The organism is Nocardioides xinjiangensis (genome assembly GCF_017916455.1).
Lineage (GTDB): Bacteria > Actinomycetota > Actinomycetes > Propionibacteriales > Nocardioidaceae > Nocardioides > Nocardioides xinjiangensis.
The window spans coordinates 1-15,871 of the sequence record NZ_JAFMSY010000002.1 but is presented as its reverse complement, the minus strand read 5'-3'; the positions used below and the strand labels follow the sequence as shown (position 1 = coordinate 15,871).

General features: G+C 73.7%; 14 protein-coding genes and 1 rRNA gene. 2 read left to right on the top strand and 13 right to left on the bottom strand.

Annotated elements, in window-relative coordinates; all coding sequences use genetic code 11:
* Positions 1-76: 76 nt before the first annotated feature.
* The 3 genes from xerD to J3P38_RS11045 all read right to left on the bottom strand — a co-directional run bounded on the left by xerD (position 77) and on the right by J3P38_RS11045 (position 2,831).
* Positions 77-1,009, bottom strand: coding sequence for a site-specific tyrosine recombinase XerD (xerD, locus tag J3P38_RS11055; protein WP_210503699.1), 933 nt, complete (start codon positions 1,007-1,009; stop codon positions 77-79).
* 7 nt (positions 1,010-1,016) lie between these two features.
* Positions 1,017-2,132: an alanine dehydrogenase gene (gene ald, locus J3P38_RS11050; protein WP_210503698.1), complete on the bottom strand. Its 1,116-nt coding sequence runs from the start codon at positions 2,130-2,132 to the stop codon at positions 1,017-1,019.
* A 78-nt stretch (positions 2,133-2,210) separates the two neighbouring features.
* The gene (locus J3P38_RS11045; RefSeq protein WP_210503697.1) at positions 2,211-2,831 is read right to left on the bottom strand and encodes an NUDIX domain-containing protein; all 621 of its coding nucleotides are present in this window, start codon (positions 2,829-2,831) and stop codon (positions 2,211-2,213) included.
* 44 nt (positions 2,832-2,875) lie between these two features.
* Here J3P38_RS11045 and pepN point away from each other — a divergent pair, with 44 nt between their 5' ends.
* Positions 2,876-5,323 (top strand): aminopeptidase N, encoded by a 2,448-nt coding sequence (gene pepN / locus J3P38_RS11040; protein WP_210503696.1) that lies wholly within the window; start codon positions 2,876-2,878, stop codon positions 5,321-5,323.
* Between the two features lie 33 nt (positions 5,324-5,356).
* On the opposite strand, the gene J3P38_RS11035 is transcribed toward pepN, so the two are convergent.
* From J3P38_RS11035 to J3P38_RS11000, 8 genes are read right to left on the bottom strand one after another with little or no spacing between them, the layout of a single operon-like run.
* Entirely contained in the window at positions 5,357-7,051 is a 1,695-nt protein-coding gene (locus J3P38_RS11035) for a CTP synthase (protein WP_210440851.1), read from the bottom strand.
* A gap of 11 nt (positions 7,052-7,062) precedes the next feature.
* Positions 7,063-7,956 carry a copper transporter gene (locus tag J3P38_RS11030; protein ID WP_210503695.1) on the bottom strand — a complete coding sequence of 298 codons (894 nt, stop codon included), beginning with the start codon at positions 7,954-7,956 and terminating at the stop codon, positions 7,063-7,065.
* On the bottom strand, positions 7,953-9,152 hold the full coding sequence (gene steA, locus J3P38_RS11025; RefSeq protein ID WP_210503694.1) for a putative cytokinetic ring protein SteA: 1,200 nt from the start codon (positions 9,150-9,152) through the stop codon (positions 7,953-7,955). Before steA ends, J3P38_RS11030 begins: the two co-directional genes overlap by 4 nt.
* 15 nt (positions 9,153-9,167) lie before the next feature.
* Positions 9,168-10,940, bottom strand: a complete 1,773-nt coding sequence (gene recN / locus J3P38_RS11020; RefSeq protein ID WP_210503693.1) for a DNA repair protein RecN — start codon at positions 10,938-10,940, stop codon at positions 9,168-9,170.
* On the bottom strand, positions 10,933-11,883 hold the full coding sequence (locus J3P38_RS11015; RefSeq protein WP_210503692.1) for an NAD kinase: 951 nt from the start codon (positions 11,881-11,883) through the stop codon (positions 10,933-10,935). The genes recN and J3P38_RS11015 overlap by 8 nt, the downstream gene beginning before the upstream one ends.
* Entirely contained in the window at positions 11,880-12,719 is an 840-nt protein-coding gene (locus J3P38_RS11010; RefSeq protein ID WP_210503691.1) for a TlyA family RNA methyltransferase, read from the bottom strand. Before J3P38_RS11010 ends, J3P38_RS11015 begins: the two co-directional genes overlap by 4 nt.
* Before the next feature lie 6 nt (positions 12,720-12,725).
* Positions 12,726-13,028: a hypothetical protein gene (locus J3P38_RS11005; protein WP_210503690.1), complete on the bottom strand. Its 303-nt coding sequence runs from the start codon at positions 13,026-13,028 to the stop codon at positions 12,726-12,728.
* A 10-nt stretch (positions 13,029-13,038) separates the two neighbouring features.
* Positions 13,039-14,058 (bottom strand): HAD-IIA family hydrolase, encoded by a 1,020-nt coding sequence (locus J3P38_RS11000; RefSeq protein WP_246856044.1) that lies wholly within the window; start codon positions 14,056-14,058, stop codon positions 13,039-13,041.
* A gap of 48 nt (positions 14,059-14,106) precedes the next feature.
* Here J3P38_RS11000 and J3P38_RS10995 point away from each other — a divergent pair, with 48 nt between their 5' ends.
* Positions 14,107-15,222: a DUF1015 family protein gene (locus tag J3P38_RS10995; protein WP_210503689.1), complete on the top strand. Its 1,116-nt coding sequence runs from the start codon at positions 14,107-14,109 to the stop codon at positions 15,220-15,222.
* Here the strand turns inward: J3P38_RS10995 and J3P38_RS10990 are convergent.
* Both J3P38_RS10990 and rrf read right to left on the bottom strand, forming a co-directional pair.
* Positions 15,194-15,604, bottom strand: coding sequence for a single-stranded DNA-binding protein (locus J3P38_RS10990; RefSeq protein ID WP_210503688.1), 411 nt, complete (start codon positions 15,602-15,604; stop codon positions 15,194-15,196). The two genes, J3P38_RS10995 and J3P38_RS10990, sit on opposite strands and share 29 nt — an antisense overlap.
* A gap of 185 nt (positions 15,605-15,789) precedes the next feature.
* Positions 15,790-15,871, bottom strand: a 5S ribosomal RNA gene (gene rrf / locus J3P38_RS10985); the annotation flags it as partial.

The window sequence follows — 15,871 nt, the reverse complement described above, 5'->3', positions numbered from 1 at the left end:
CCACCCGCCGGTCCCAGGCGCGGAGGCGGCGCGCAACCGCCGGCTCGACGACCACGACCGCGGGCCCGGGCGGTGGTCACCCCTGCGCCCGCGGGTGGGCCGTCGCGAAGACCTCCCGCAGGTTGTCGACGGTGACCAGCGTGTAGACCTGCGTCGTGGTGACCGACGCGTGGCCGAGCAGCTCCTGCACCACGCGCACGTCCGCGCCACCGTCGAGGAGGTGCGTGGCGAAGGAGTGGCGCAGCGTGTGGGGCGACACCGACGCCGTCACGCCGGCCCGCTCGGCGGCCTTCACCAGCACCGCCCAGGCGCTCTGCCGCGAGAGCCGGCCGCCGCGCGAGTTGAGGAACATCGCCGGCCCCCCGCGGCCGGTCCCGACGAGGTCGGGGCGGGCGCGGGTCAGGTACGCCGCCACGGCCTCGCGGGCGTACCCGCCGACCGGGACGAGCCGCTCCTTGCCGCCCTTGCCGCTCAGCAGGACGGTGCCGTCGACCGGGTCGAGGTCGTCGACGTCGAGGCCGACCGCCTCGGAGATCCGTGCGCCCGTGCCGTAGAGCAGCTCCAGCAGCGCCCGGTCGCGCAGCGCGAGCGGCGTGTCCGGGGCCCCGGCCGCGTCGAGGATCGCCTCGACGTCCGCGAGCGGCAGGGCCTTGGGAAGCCGCTTGGCCGGCGTCGGCGGCTTCACCGCGGCAGCCGGGTCGGCCGCGGCGAGGCCGTCGGACACGGCGAACTTGTGGAAGCCTCGTACGGCCACGACCGTCCGCGCGGCCGACGTCGCGCTCAGCGGCGGGTGTGCCTCGCCGCCCTCTCGCAGGCTCACGAGGAAGGCCGCCACCGTCGCCTCGCTGACCGCGTCGAGGTCGTCGATCCCCTGGGAGGCCAGGAACTCGGCGTAGCGGCCGAGGTCACGGGTGTAGGAGCTGAGCGTGTTGGCAGCGAGGCCGCGCTCGACCGCGAGGTGGTCGAGGTACGTGCGCACGGCCCGGCCCAGCGCCACCCCCGAGGTCATCCGGCGCTCAGCCCAGGACGGTGTCGAGGCCCACCGACTCGATGCCGACCGCCTCGCCGACGGGAGCGTTGGTCAGCTGTCCCGCGTGGGTGTTGAGGCCGAGCGCGAGGCTCCTGTCGTCGCGCAGCGCCTGCTCCCAGCCCTTGTCGGCCAGCGCCACGGCATAGGGCAGCGTCGCGTTCGTGAGCGCGTACGTCGAGGTGTTGGGCACCGCCCCGGGCATGTTGGCCACGCAGTAGAACACCGAGTCGTGGACCTCGTAGGTCGGGTCGTCGTGGGTGGTGGCGTGGGAGTCCTCGAAGCAGCCGCCCTGGTCGATCGCGATGTCGACGAGCACCGAGCCCGGCTTCATCCGCGACACGAGGTCGTTGCTGACCAGCTTCGGCGCGGCCGCGCCCGGGATCAGCACCGCGCCGATCACCATGTCGGCCTCCATGACCTGCTGCTCGATGGCGAGCTTCGACGACGCCAGGCCGTGCACCCGGTTGTTGTAGCGCCAGAACGACATGCGCAGCTTGTCGAGGTCGGTGTCGAGCAGGGTCACGTCGGCGCCCATGCCGAGGGCGATGTTGGCGGCGTTCTGGCCCGACACACCGGCTCCGATGATGACGACCTTGGCGTTGGCGACCCCGCCGACGCCGCCCATCAGCACGCCGCGGCCGCCGTTGGCCTTGAGCAGGGCGTGGGCGCCGACCTGGGGCGCGAGGCAGCCGGCGACCTCCGACATCGGGTAGAGCAGCGGCAGCCCGCCCGAGGGCAGCTGCACGGTCTCGTACGCGATGGCGGTGACCTTGCGCGCCATCAGCTCCTCGGTCAGCGGCTTGTCGGCGGCGAGGTGGAGGTAGGTGAAGAGGGTCTGGCCCTCCCGCATCCGGTCGTACTCCTCGGCGATCGGCTCCTTGACCTTCAGCACCATGTCGGCGGTGCCCCACACGTCGTCGGCCGTGTCGAGCATCGTGGCGCCCGCGGCGACGTACTCCTCGTCGGGGATGAGCGAGCCGGCGCCCGCCGTCGCCTGCACGAACACCTCGTGACCGTGCTGGACCAGCTCGTGCACGCCGATGGGGGTCAGGGCCACGCGGTACTCGCGGTTCTTGACTTCCTTGGGTACGCCGACCTTCATGCCTTGCTCCTCAGGGGTCAGGGGGCCACCACGGTGTGGCTCGCCTCACAGCGGGAGCGAGACTACTCCCGGCGGCGCCTACCCCGCCTCCAGGGTGCCGCGCTGCCGGTGCACCTCGTAGGCGAGCACCGCCTGCACCAGCGGACCCTGCCGCACCCGGCCCTCCAGCACGGCGTCGAGCAGGTCGGCCATGGGCACCCAGAAGTGCTCCATCTCGGCCTCCTCGTGGCGCATCTCGAAGTCCCCGCGCGGCGCGTGGGTGAGGCCACGGGCGAGGAAGATCTCGTGGACCTCGTCGGTGATCCCGGCACTGGCGTACGTGCTCAGCAGCGGCCGCCAGTGCGCGGCCTCGAGCTCGACCTCCTCGCGCAGCTCGCGCTTCGCCGTCTCCACGGCCGGCTCGTCCCCGGCGTCGCGCAGCCCGGCGGGGAGCTCGACGAACTCGTGCTGGGTGGTGTGGCGGTACTGCCGCAGGCAGACCACCCGCTCCTCCTCGTCGACCGCCAGGACGACGACGGCGCCGGGGTGCTCGAGGCTGAGCCGGGTGAACTGCTCGGAGTGCCCGGGGCGGGTGATCCGGTCCTCCCGGAGGGCGACGACCCAGTCGTCGCGGTGCAGGTCGCGGCTGGACACGACCGGCCACGACATCGGCCGGTCGGCGATCGGTGCGGCGGGGCGGTCCTCGTGCGCATCGGGCATGCCTCGAACGCTAGCGAATGGACACGATGAGTACGGTCGCCCCTATGACGTTGTCGACCCTCACCAAGTCCGAAGCCGCCGCGCGGTCCTCGCTCCTCGAGGTCCAGCGCTACGACATCGCCGTCGACATGACCGGCCTGCTCGAGGACGAGGTGTGGTCGTCGGTGAGCACGATCGCCTTCACCTGCTCCGAGCCCGGCGCCACGACCTTCGTCGACGTCGCCATGGACGTCAGGAGCGCGACGCTCAATGGTCAGCCGGTCGACGTCTCCGCGGCCGCCGACGGCCGCCTGCCGCTGCCCCCGCTGTCGGCCGACAACGTCCTGGTCGTCGAGGCCAGCACCACCAACACCGGCACCGGTGAGGGCATCCTCCGCACGGTCGACCCCACCGACAAGCTGGTCTACGTGTGGACCAGCCTCGAGCCCGACGAGGCACGGCGCGTGTGGGCGTGCTTCGACCAGCCCGACCTCAAGGCGCCGCACCGCTTCGTCGTCACCGCCCCCTCGTCGTGGCTGGTGACCTCCAACGGCGCGCCGGAGTCGGTCGAGGACGCCGACGCGGCCGACGCGCGGGTGTGGACCTTCCCCGACACCCCCCGCCTGTCGACGTACGTCGTCGTGGTCAACGCCGGTCCCTTCCACGAGGTGCGCCGACGGCACGACGGCCACGACCTCGGGTTCTACTGCCGCCAGTCGCTCGCGCCCGTGCTGGAACGCGACGTCGACGAGCTCGTGACGCTGACCCGGCAGGGCCTGGCCTTCTTCGGGGAGCGCTTCGGCTTCCCGTTCCCCCAGGAGCGCTACGACCAGGTCTTCGTGCCCAACCTCGGCGGTGCGATGGAGAACTGGGGGTGCGTGACCTACGGCGACGGCCAGCTGTTCCGCACTCCCCCGACGCACGCCCAGCGTGCGGTGCGCGCCGAGTTCGTCCTGCACGAGATGGCCCACATGTGGTTCGGCGACCTGGTGACGATGCAGTGGTGGGACGACCTCTGGCTCAACGAGGCCTTCGCGTCGTGGGCGGCCAACTGGGGCATGGCCCGCGCGACCGAGTTCACCGAGCAGTGGGCGACGTTCCTCGCCGCGTCCAAGCGCACCGCGTACGAGATGGACATGAGCCCGGCGCGGCACCCCATCCGCAGCGACGTCCCGGACGTGTCGGCCGCGATGTCCAACTTCGACGCGATCACCTACGTCAAGGGCCAGAGCGTCCTGCACCAGCTCGTCGCCTACATCGGCGAGGAGGCCTTCGTGGAGGGCCTGCGTGACTACTTCAGCCGCTACGCCTACGCCAACACCCGGCTCGACGACCTCATGGACTGCTACTCCCGCGCGGCCGGCCGCGACCTGTCCGCGTGGACGAGGGCGTGGCTCGACGAGGCGGGCACCGACGTCATCTCGCTGGTGGGCGACGAGCTCGTGGTGGAGCCCGCCGACGACCAGGAGCCGCGCCCGCACCGGCTCGACGTCGCCGTGTTCGACACCTCCGGCGAGGACCTCGTCCCCGTGGGCCGCACGTCGCACGAGGTCGCGGGCCGGCGGACCCCGGTCGACCTGCCCGCCGGGGGGCTTCGCCTGGTGAACGCCGGCGACCACACCTTCGCCGCGGTGAAGCCCGATCCCGCGTCGCTGACCGCGATGCTCGAGCGGGTGCAGCAGCTGGCGGACCCGCTCGACCGGGCGCTCGTCGCGGCCACGGCGGGGCAGCTCCTGCTGCTCGGCGACGTGGCGCCGCGCGACGTCGCCGCCTCGCTCACCCGTGCGCTGTCCACCGAGACCAGCCCCGCGCTCGTCGAGCCGTTCCTCGCGCAGGCCCTGCAGGTCGCGGACCGCTGGGCGCCCGCCCCGGAGTCCCCCGGCCTGCTCAGCACCCTGGCTGACGCCGTCGTCGGGCTCGTGGAGCTGACCGACGCCAAGCAGGCCGCGCTGCGCACGCTCGCCGCGTCGGCGTCCACCGAGGCGCACTGGTCGGTGCTCGAGGCCGCTGCGGAGCAGGCGACCGACCTCGACCTCGCGTGGCGGATGGCCGTGCGGCGCTCCGAGCTCGGTGACTACGACGAGGACGCGGTGGCTCGGCTGCTCGAGTCCGACCCCGATCCCGACGCCGGCATGCGCCGCCTGGCGGTCCTCGCGGCGCACCCGAGCGTGGAGGCCAAGGAGGAGGTGTGGCGGGCGTTCTTCGTCGACTACGCCGTGCCCGCCAGCCGCGAGACGCTCGTGCTCGGCTCGACGTTCTGGCGCCCGCGCCAGGCCGAGCTGCTCGCGCCGTTCGCGCACCGCTACCTCGAGGAGCTGCACACGCTCAAGGGCGGCCTGCTCAACCAGGGCCTGACCATCCGGGCGATGTACCCGCTCGGTGCCGGCGACGAGGACTTCCTCGCCGCCGCCGAGGCAGCCGCCGAGGACACCCGGCTCATGGCCTACGCGCGCAACCAGCTGCGGTCGAACTCGTTCGTGCTCGGCCGCATCCTCAGGGCGCGCCGGCTCTGACCCGGCTCCGACCCAGGTCCTAAGCCGGGGACGTCAGTCCTCGGCGGCGTCGTCGCGGCGGCGCAGCCCCGACTCGTCGAGAGGGAAGCGCTCGGAGCGCTGCCGCTCGATGGCGGCACCGACGAGACCGGCGAACAGCGGGTGCGGTCGGGTCGGGCGCGAGCGGAGCTCGGGGTGGGCCTGCGTGGCGACGTAGTAGGGGTGCACGTCGGCCGGCAGCTCGACGAACTCCACCAGCCCCAGCTCGGGGTTGACGCCGGAGAACACCAGGCCCGCCCGGGCGAGCGTCTCGCGGTAGGCGTCGTTGAACTCGTAGCGGTGGCGGTGCCGTTCCTCGATGGTGGCCGCGCCGTACGTCGCCCGCACCACGCTGCCCTCGGCGAGGTCGGCCTTCTGCAGGCCCAGCCGCATCGTGCCGCCCAGGTCGCCCGCGCCCTCGACGTACTTCTTCTGCTCCTCGATCGTGGCGATGACCGGCTCGACGGTGTCGGGGTCGAACTCGGTCGACCCCGCCTTCGTCAGCCCGGCGACGTTGCGGGCGTACTCGATCACCATGCACTGCAGCCCCAGGCACAGCCCGAGCGTCGGGATGCCGTGCGTGCGGGTGTAGTGCAGGGCGCCGAGCTTGCCCTCGATGCCGCGCACCCCGAAGCCGCCGGGCACCAGCACCGCGTCGACGTCCGAGAGGTGCCTGGCCGCGCCCGCCTCGGTCTGGCACTCGTCGGAGGCGACCCAGCGGATGTGGACCTTGGCGTCGTGGGCGAAGCCGCCCGCGCGCAGCGCCTCGCTGACGGAGAGGTAGGCGTCGGGCAGGTCGATGTACTTGCCGACCAGCGCGACCGTGACGTCCTCGGTGGGGTGGTGCACGCGGCGGAGCAGGTCGTCCCAGTCGGTCCAGTCGACGTCGCGGAACGGCAGGTCGAGGCGGCGCACCACGTAGGCGTCGAGGCCCTCGCGGTGCAGCACCTTGGGGATGTCGTAGATCGACGGGGCGTCCGCGGCGGTGACGACCGCCTCGTCGTCGACGTCGCACATCAGCGCGATCTTGCGCTTGATGCCCTCGGGCAGCTCGCGGTCCGCACGGCACACGATCGCGTCGGGCTGGATGCCGATCGAGCGGAGCGCGGCGACGGAGTGCTGCGTGGGCTTGGTCTTCAGCTCACCGGACGGGCCGATGTAGGGCACCAGCGAGACGTGGATGAAGAAGCAGTTGTCCCGGCCGATCTCGTGGCGGGTCTGCCGCGCCGCCTCGAGGAACGGCAGCGACTCGATGTCGCCGACCGTCCCGCCGACCTCGGTGATCACCACGTCGATGTCGGGCCCGCCCATCGCGAGGATGCGGTCCTTGATCTCGTTGGTGATGTGCGGGATCACCTGCACGGTGTCCCCGAGGTAGTCGCCCCGCCGCTCCTTGGCGATCACCCGGGAGTACACCTGACCGGTGGTGACGTTGGCGACCTGGTTGAGGTCGGTGTCGAGGAACCGCTCGTAGTGACCGATGTCGAGGTCGGTCTCCGCGCCGTCGTTGGTCACGAAGACCTCGCCGTGCTGGAACGGGTTCATCGTGCCGGGATCCACGTTGAGGTAGGGATCCAGCTTCTGCATGGTCACGCGCAGTCCGCGCGCCTTCAGCAGGTTGCCCAGGCTGGAGGCGGTGAGCCCCTTGCCGAGGGAGGAGGCGACGCCCCCGGTCACGAATACGTGCTTGGTCGGCGTACGGCTCTTCACGGACTTCGATCCTACCCGAGGGGGACGGGTCCGTCGGCACCCGCCGCACCGAAGGCGCCGCCCTGGGTGCTGAGCGAGCGCTGCAGGAGGAGCGTCGTGGCGATCCGGCCGGCCACGGTGTCGACGCCGTCGAGGGTGGCCACCCCCGCGGTGGCCGGGTCGGCCCGGAAGCGGGTCAGCTGCCCGGACCGGCCGTCCTGGGTCGTCCCGGCGACGACCACCCCGAGGGCCTGGGCGCCCAGACCCTGGGCGAGTCCGGCGAGGATCGCGTCGGACCCCTCGTCACCGGCGTCCGTCCCGAGGACCACCAGCACGAGCGGCGAGCGCTGCGGGACCTCGTCGGGCCCCTCGACCAGGCCGGCGCCGGTGACCGCGTCGAGCACGGCGCGGGCCTTGCCGTTGACCTCCTGGCCCTCGGGCTCCTTCGTGGCGATCGCGAGGCCGAGCAGCTGCCCGACCCGGTCGTACGTCGACGCGTCGGGGGCGACGTCGCCGTCGGCCTGCTGGGTGAGCAGCTGGCTGCCGAGCGTGTCGACCAGCGACTTCTGGCCGGGGTCCACGATGTCCTCGGTGAGGTCGTAGCGAGCGCTGACGGTCCCGCCTGCGGCCTCGACCTGCCCGGCGAGCGCCGTGACGACCTGCTCGTCGGCGCCGGGGACCGTCACGAGGGCGACGGAGCGCTCGGCGAGCCGGTCCGCGACGACCGACGGGCCGAGGGTGGAGACGAAGCTCTCGGTGTAGTCGGTGCCCGAGCGGTCCTCGGCGGGCGGAGCGTCGGTGTCGCTCCGGGAGGTCGCGACCGTCGCTCCGACGTCGGAGAGCGGACCGCCGCCGAGCACGATCCCGGCGGCCAGCGCGAGGAAGACGGCGACGATGGTCAGGACGTGGTGGCGCAGGGTGATCACGGGAGGATTCCTCGGACGTTGTCGATCAGGTCGGACGTGGTGCGGGTGACGGCCGGCGAGGCCTCGTCGACCCACTGCTGGCCGGCCGGGGTCACGCTGACGGCCGCCGCAAGGGTGAGCACGCCCGCCGCGAGCGCGCCGGCCAGGTGGCGCGGGCGCACCGCGCCGTCGTACAGGCGCGGCACGGCGGCGGCGTCGACGAGGTCGGGGCCGAGCTTGAGGCGGGTCAGGAACGTGCTGGCGAGGCCGGCGCGGCGTCGGTCGAGGAACTCGTGGAGGGTCGCGTGCATCCCGACGCCGACGATCAGGGACGCCTCGCGCGCCGAGGCGAGCAGCAGGGCGGCGTCCTCGGTGGTCGCGGTGGTCTCGAAGCGCAGGGGACGGATGCCGAGCCGCTCGAACTGCTCGGTGGCGCTGCGGGGGGCGCCGCGCTCGACGAGGACGACCACGTCGCGTGCCTTGCGCAGCACCGACGCGGCCGGCAGGTCGTCGGTGCCCCCGGTCACGACGACCACGTCGGGCCGGTGCCCGGCGCCGGCGAGGGCGTCGGCTCCCCGGTCGACGCCGACGAGCACCGGACGCTGCTCGCGGACGAACGCCTTGATGCCGCGCAGCTCCTGCTCCCAGCCGTGGGAGCGCACCGCCACGACGACCGGTCGCCCGGCCATCTCGGTGGCGGTCTGCGGCACCCCGTGCCCGTGCAGCAGCAGGTCCTGCTCGCGCCGGAGGAACTCGGTGCTGTTGTGGGTGAAGCTCTCGAGCTGGGCGGCGAGGCCGGAGCGCGCCTTGTCCATCTCGGAGCGGACCAGGTCGGGTGTGAGCTCGCGGGCTGGCGCGACCAGCGTGTCCCCCGCGTGCACCACTCCCCCGTCGATGCGGAGGCGGGTGCCGTCCTTGACCCGGTCGAAGATCTCGGGGCCGGCGCTGTCGACGACGACGACACCCGCGTCGACGAGGAGTCGTGGCCCCAGGTTGGGGTACCGGCCCGAGATCATCGGGCCGGCGTTGACCACCGCGACGACGCCGGCGTCGACGAGCGCCTGGGCGGTGTCGCGGTCCATGTCGAGGTGGTCGAGGACCGCGACGTCACCGGCGCGCACACGACCGAGGACGCTGGCCGTGCGGCGGTGGATCCGGGCGGGGCCCTGGACGCCGGGGCGGCCGGGGGCTGGGCGGGAGCGGACTGCGAACTTCATGACCGCGCCATGGTCTCAGCCGCGACCCCGCCCCTCGGGGAGGCACGCCCGCTCGGGCGCGGCGGCGTCGAGCAGCTCCCGGGCGTGCGCCCGGGCGCTGTCGGAGTCCTCGACGCCGGCGAGCATCCGCGACAGCTCGCGCTCGCGGTCCTCCTCGGACAGGGCGACCAGCCCGGAGGTGGTCACCGAACCGTCGCTCGCCTTGTGGACCACGACGTGGCGGTCGGCGTACGCCGCGACCTGCGGCAGATGGGTCACGACCAGGACCTGGGAGGTACGGGCCAGCGCGGCCAGCCGCCGGCCGACCTCGATCGCCGCCCTGCCGCCGACACCGGCGTCGACCTCGTCGAACACGAACGTCGGCACCGACCCGGTCTCGGCCAGCGACACCTCGAGCGCGAGCATCACCCGCGAGAGCTCGCCGCCCGACGCGCCCTTGTGCAGCGGCCGCGGGTCGGCGCCCGTGTTGGCGGCGAGGAGGAGCTCCACGTCGTCGACGCCGTGCGCGCTGGCCCGGACCCAGCGGCCGTCGACGAGCAGCTGCGGACCCGCCGGCACCTCCGGGGCGGGGGTCTCCTGCTGGGTCACCGCGACCGTGACGACGGCATGGGGCATCGCGAGCGAGGTGAGCTCGTCGCTGACGGCTGCGCCGAGCCGCTCCGCGGCTGCGGCGCGCTGCCGCGACAAGGTCGACGCCAGGTCACCCAGCTCGGCCCGCAGCCGGTCGCGCCGCGCCTGGAGCTCGCTGATCCGGCCGTCGGTGTCCTCGAGGTCGAGCAGACGCTTGGCGCCCTCCTCGGCCCAGGCCAGCACCTCGTCGATCGTCTCGCCGTACTTCCGGGTCAGCGCGGTGAGCGCCGCCCGCCGCTCCGACACGGCCGCCAGGCGGGCCGGGTCGGTCTCCAGCGAGGCGGCGTAGGAGGCCACGTCGCCGGCCACGTCGACCAGCAGGTGGCCGAGCTCGGCGAGCCGGTCGGCGAGCTCGCCGGCCGCGGCGTCGTGCTCGCGCACGCCGTCGAGGGCCTGGCGGGCGGCACTGGTGGTGCCCAGCGCGTCGGTCGAGCCGTCCTCGCTCGACAGGGCCTCGCGCGCGGTCTCGGCGGCGGTGCGGAGCGTGTCGGCGAACCCGAGCCGGGTCTCCTCCGCGGCGAGCTCGGCGTCCTCGCCCGGTCGCGGGTCGACCGCCTCGACCTCGCCGAGCCCGAACCTGAGCTGGTCGGCCTCGCGCGCCCGCTCGCGCGCCGAGCCCACGACCTCGGCGAGCGTGCGCTCGGTCGCGGCCAGCTCGGCCCACCGGTGGCCGTAGGCCGCCGCCGTCTCGGCGAGCGCCGCGCCACCGAAGCGGTCCAGGGCGGCGCGCTGCGCCCCGGGCCTGAGCAGCCGGTGCTGGTCCGACTGGCCGTGCACCGCCACCAGCGGCTCGGCCACCTCGGCCAGCGTGGTCACCGGCACCGACGCCCCACCGACCCACGCGCGCGAGCGGCCCTGCGCCGCCACGTTGCGCGCCAGCACGACGCCGCCGTCCTCGACCTCGCCCCCAACCTGCTCGACCGCCTCCCGGAACCCGGTGAGGGAGCCGGTCGCCACCACGCCCTCGACCCGCGCCTGCCGGGCGCCCGAGCGCACGGCACCCGAGTCGGCCCGGCCGCCGAGCAACAGGCCCAACGCGGTGACGACCATCGTCTTGCCCGCGCCGGTCTCGCCGGTGATGACCGTGAGACCGGGCCCGAGCTCCAGCGTGGACGACTCGATGACGCCGAGCTGGCTGATGCGCAGCTCCTCAAGCATCGCTCTCCCCTCCGTCGCGGCGCCGGCGCTCGGCGGCGCCCCGCCAGCCCTCGACCGGCAGGTCGAACTTCGCGACCAGGCGGTCGGTGAACGGCGCCTGCTGCAGGCGCGCGAGCCGCACCGGACGGGCCCCGCGGCGCACCTCGATGCGCGCGCCGGGCGGGAGGTCGACCGTACGGCGGCCGTCGCACCAGAGCACGCCGGACCCCTCGGTGTTGGACAGCACCTCGACGGCGAGCACCGAGGTCGGGGCCACCACCATCGGCCGCGCGAACAGCGCGTGCGCACTCAGCGGCACCATCAGCAGCGCCTCGACCTCGGGCCACACGACCGGTCCGCCGGCACTGAAGTTGTAGGCGGTCGAGCCCGTCGGGGTCGCGCACACGACGCCGTCGCAGCCCCACCTCGAGAGCGGACGGCCGTCGACCTCCACGACCACCTCGAGCATCCGCTCGCGGGCGGCCTTCTCCACGCTCGCCTCGTTGAGCGCGAAGGTCGCGAACTTCTCGTCGTTGCCGACCAGCACCCGCACGTCCAGGGTCAGCCGGTCCTCGGCGGTGTAGTCGCGGTCGACGATCGAGCTGATCGTGGAGTCCACGTGGTCCTGCTCGGCCTCGGCCAGGAACCCGACGTGGCCCAGGTTCACGCCCAGCAACGGGGTGCTGGTCTCGCGCGTCAGCTCCGCGGCCCGCAGGATCGACCCGTCGCCGCCGATGACCAGCACCAGCTCGCAACCCTCCCCGGGGGCGTCGTCGTGCCGCGTGACCTCCAGGAGCCCGTCGCACGGCTCGAGGCCGAGGTCGGCCGCCTCGTCCTCGAGCAGCCGGACGGCGATGCCTTGGGTGGTGAGTGCCTGCACGCAGGCCCGCGCGACGTCACGTGCGTCCGTCCGACCGGTGTGCGCGAGCACGAGGACGCGCCGCGGGGGGCTCTGGGTGGTCACTGCTCCACCCTCTCACCCGCCACCCCCAGCGAGGCGGCGCGCTCGACCTCGGCGCGCACGTCTGCCGCCCCGATGTGCGCCGGGCCGCGGCGCAGCAGCAGGAAGAACTCCACGTTGCCGGAGGGTCCCGGGAGCGGGCTCACCGTCACCGCCACCGCGCCCCACCCGCGCTGGGCGGCGAGCTCGGCCACCGTCGTGACGGCCTCGGCGCGCAGGCCCAGGTCGCGCACGACACCGCCCTTCCCGACCCGGTCCTTGCCGACCTCGAACTGCGGCTTCACCATCAGCGCCAGCTCGCCGTCGGGACGGGTCAAGGACAGCAGGGGGTCGAGCACCAGGGCAAGGGAGATGAACGAGAGGTCGCCGACCACCAGGTCCACGGGCTCCCCCACGACGTCGAGGGTGAGCTCGCGGATGTTGGTCCGGTCGTGCACCTGCACCCGGTCGTCGCTCTGCAGCGACCATGCGAGCTGTCCGTAGCCGACGTCGACGGCGACGACCTCGCGCGCACCGGCCCGCAGCAGCACATCGGTGAACCCGCCCGTCGACGCGCCGGCATCGAGGCAGCGCTTGCCCTCGACGCGCAGGCCGTGGGCGGCGAAGGCCTCGAGGGCGCCGGCGAGCTTGTGCCCGCCGCGCGACACGTAGTCCACCGTCGTCGGGTCCTCGCGCACCACGATGGCCACATCGGTCGTGACCCCGGTCGCCGGCTTGGTCGCCGGTGCGCCCGAGACGCTCACCCTGCCGGCCGCCACCAGCTCGCTGGCGTGCTCGCGCGAGCGCGCGAGGCCACGACGGACGAGCTCCTGGTCCAGGCGCAGTCGTCTCGGCGGCACGACGGCTCAGGCGTCCTGGTCGGCGCCCGACCCCGGGCGCGCCGCGTCGGGGCGGGCGTCGAGCGCGCGCCGCAGCTCCTCGTGGGCCCGCTCGAACACCGCGACGTGGTCGCCGACCGGCGCGTCCACGACGGACGAGACCTCGGCGAGCACCCGGTCCACCGCCTCGACGCCCGTGGGCTCGTGGTCGACCGGACGGGGACCGGAGCCGCCCACGGTGTCGGCCGCGCCCGCACCGGCGGCGGCAGCGCCCCCGGAACCGACAGGGCCCGCCCCCTCGGCGTACGTCGACTCGTCGCGGTCGTCCATGGCGGCGAGCCTACTCGGCGCCCAGCGTCCGCACCGGTGCGGGCGGAGTCGTGTCGGAGACGTCGGCCGGCGTCCCGGTGGCGTCGAGGTGCAGCCAGCACGCGGTCACCGCGACCCGCCACCAGTCGGCGTCGTCGCCGTCACCGGTGACGTGGAGGCGGCCCGTCTCGACCCTTCCGTTCCACCCACCGAGCCGGACGTCGCGGTCGACGACCGTGGGGACCGGGTGCGGCTCGAAGAGCCCCTCGAGCGTCGGCGACAGGTGGGTCGGCCTCAGCCCGGGAGCGGCCGCGGCGAGCTCCTCCAGCCACGTCACTCCGGTGAGCACGAGCAGCGACGGGATCCCGACCGCGTGCGCGCCCTGGATGTCGGTGTCGAGGCGGTCGCCGACCATGATCGGCCGCTCGCCGCCGACGCGCCGGACCGTCTCCTCCATGAGGGGCCGCTCCGGCTTGCCGGCGACCGTGGCCGCGACGCCGGCGAAGCCGGTGATCGCCCGGACGAGCACACCGTGGCCCGGCGCGAGGCCGTCGGGCGTCGGAACCGTGAAGTCTGCGTTGCTGGCCACGTAGGGCAACCCGTTGCGCACGAGCGTCGCCACCCGCATGATGTCGCGCCACCGGACGTCGGGGCCGTAGCCGCTCGCCACCGCGACAGCACCGTCGGCGTCCGTGACCGGTTCGAGGCCCGCGTCGACTAGCGCGACGCGCAGCCCTTCGCCGCCGAGCACGAGCACCCTCGCGCCTGCGCCGTGCTGCTCGGCGAGCAGACGGGCGGCGGCCTGCGCCGACGTCACCACGTCGCTCGCCGTCGCCTCGACGCCCACGCCGCGGAGCTTTCGCGCCACCTGGGCAGGGGTGCGCGAGGCGTTGTTGGTCACGAACGCGACGTGCCGGCCGGTGCGCCGGATGCGGTCGATGCGCTCACCCACGCCGTCGACGGCGTGACCGCCGACGTAGACGACCCCGTCGAGGTCGAACATGACCAGGTCGTGCGCCTGCACGAGAGGGGTCGTGGACTCCTCGAGCATGCTCCACCCCTTCCCGGACCGTGACGAGCGTCCCCCTACGATGCTCCGATGGACTCCACCGTCGTGCCGCCCTACGTGGCGAAGCCGCTGGAGCTCCTCCCGTTCCGCGCGCTGATGCTCGCTCCGGCGCGCGTGGGTGACCCGGCTTCCGCCCGGGCCCTTGCGCGACCCTACCGCGACGTCGCCGCGCGGCTGACGCAGTGGATCGAGCGCGGCCTCGCGAGCGCGGACAGCGCGCCTGCCCTCTACCTGCACGAGTACACGTCCGGCGGGCTGACGGTGCGTGGTCTCGTCGGCGCGCTGCGGGTGTCGGCGCGCGCGGAGACCCTCGCTGACCGAGCGGTGTGGCCGCACGAGGCGATCCACCCGGAGCAGGCCGGCGAGCTCGCCGACCGCATGCTCCAGATGGAGCTGAACCCGGCGCCGATCCTGCTCGTGCACGACGGACCGCAGGGCCTCCGCGACATCGTCGCGCAGGTGGCTCGCACGGCGCCGGACTGGCGCTTCCTCGACCGCACCGGTCAGCGGCAGCGCATCTGGGCGATCCGCGACGACGCGCTGATCGCCACGGTCTGCGACCTGCTGGCCCAGACCCGCTGCCTGCTCGCCGACGGGCACCACCGCTACGCCGCCTACCTGCGCCTGCAGCAGCAGCACCCGGGCACCGCCTGGGACGCCGGTCTCGCCATGCTGGTCGACCAGCGCGACACACCGCTCTTCCTCGGCGCGATCCACCGCACGCTGCCCGGCACCTCCGTCGACGAGCTGACGTCGGCGGCGGAGGGGGCTGGCGCGGTCGTGGCGGCGCAGGACCGCCACGAGGCGTTGAACGCGCTCGACAGCACGCACCTGGTGATCACCGACGGCGACACCTGGCGCACGGTGGAACCGCTCGAGCTGGAGCGCGAGGCCGCCGTGTCCTGGCTCCATCACCGGGTCCTGGCCGGTCTCGCCGTGCCGGTCACCCGCATCCAGCACCACCACAGCGTCGAGGAGGCGCTCGAGGCTGCGTCGCCCACCGCGCCGGCGGTGCTCCTGCCCAGCCCCGACTTCGAGCAGGTGCGCGCACTCGTCGAGTCCGGCGGGCTGCTGCCAGAGAAGGCCACGTCCTTCCAGCCCAAGCCCAGCCTGGGCGTCATGATGCGGCCGATGAACGACGCATGATCCTCGCGGCGGTCGCCTCGACCTCGACGCGGGAGCGAGTCGCTCCGGCCGCCTGGTAGAAGCGACAGCGCACGGCGCCGGTCACCTCCACCAGGTCCCCCGCGCGCCAGGTGGCGATGCTGCGACGCAGCCGGGCGGCCCAGGCGGTGCAAGGCACCGAGTCCACCCTGCGTGCCGCGGAACCACTGGCCGGCCCGCTTGCGCGCGGGTCCGCCGATCCCTTCGCCGCGGCGCCACGCGGCACCGAGATCCGGAACGTCACGAGCGTGTCGCCGCTCGGCAGCTCGACCGTCGTCGGCTCGCCGCTGATCCGGCCCACCAGTCGTACCTCGTTGGCGACGACGTCGGCATCGTCGTCTCTGCTGTCCTGTGTCTTCGTCACAGTGCACCTCCTGCGACGACCCTCGTCGTCGGGTGCGACAGCCGCGCCCGCGACGGCCCGGCGCCTGGGGAGGACGCCGGCAGACGGTGCCCTGTGGACGGCTGATGGCCATGGGCCACCAGCGGCTGGTCGCGGGAAACGCAGAAGTGGGGCCACCCGAAGGTGACCCCACTTCCACAATGTATGTCCGGCGGCGTCCTACTCTCCCACAACCTCTCGGTTGCAGTACCATCGGCGCTGAAAGGCTTAACTTCCGGGTTCGGTATG

Bases quoted from the DNA above. Each gene is read 5' to 3' on its own strand.
- recN (WP_210503693.1), bottom strand. From the start codon at position 10,940: ATGCTTGAGGAGCTGCGCATCAGCCAGCTCGGCGTCATCGAGTCGTCC.
- ald (WP_210503698.1), bottom strand. From the start codon at position 2,132: ATGAAGGTCGGCGTACCCAAGGAAGTCAAGAACCGCGAGTACCGCGTG.
- J3P38_RS11000 (WP_246856044.1), bottom strand. From the start codon at position 14,058: ATGCTCGAGGAGTCCACGACCCCTCTCGTGCAGGCGCACGACCTGGTC.
- xerD (WP_210503699.1), bottom strand. From the start codon at position 1,009: ATGACCTCGGGGGTGGCGCTGGGCCGGGCCGTGCGCACGTACCTCGAC.
- steA (WP_210503694.1), bottom strand. From the start codon at position 9,152: ATGAAGTTCGCAGTCCGCTCCCGCCCAGCCCCCGGCCGCCCCGGCGTC.
- J3P38_RS11005 (WP_210503690.1), bottom strand. From the start codon at position 13,028: ATGGACGACCGCGACGAGTCGACGTACGCCGAGGGGGCGGGCCCTGTC.
- J3P38_RS11045 (WP_210503697.1), bottom strand. From the start codon at position 2,831: ATGCCCGATGCGCACGAGGACCGCCCCGCCGCACCGATCGCCGACCGG.
- pepN (WP_210503696.1), top strand. From the start codon at position 2,876: ATGACGTTGTCGACCCTCACCAAGTCCGAAGCCGCCGCGCGGTCCTCG.
- J3P38_RS10995 (WP_210503689.1), top strand. From the start codon at position 14,107: ATGGACTCCACCGTCGTGCCGCCCTACGTGGCGAAGCCGCTGGAGCTC.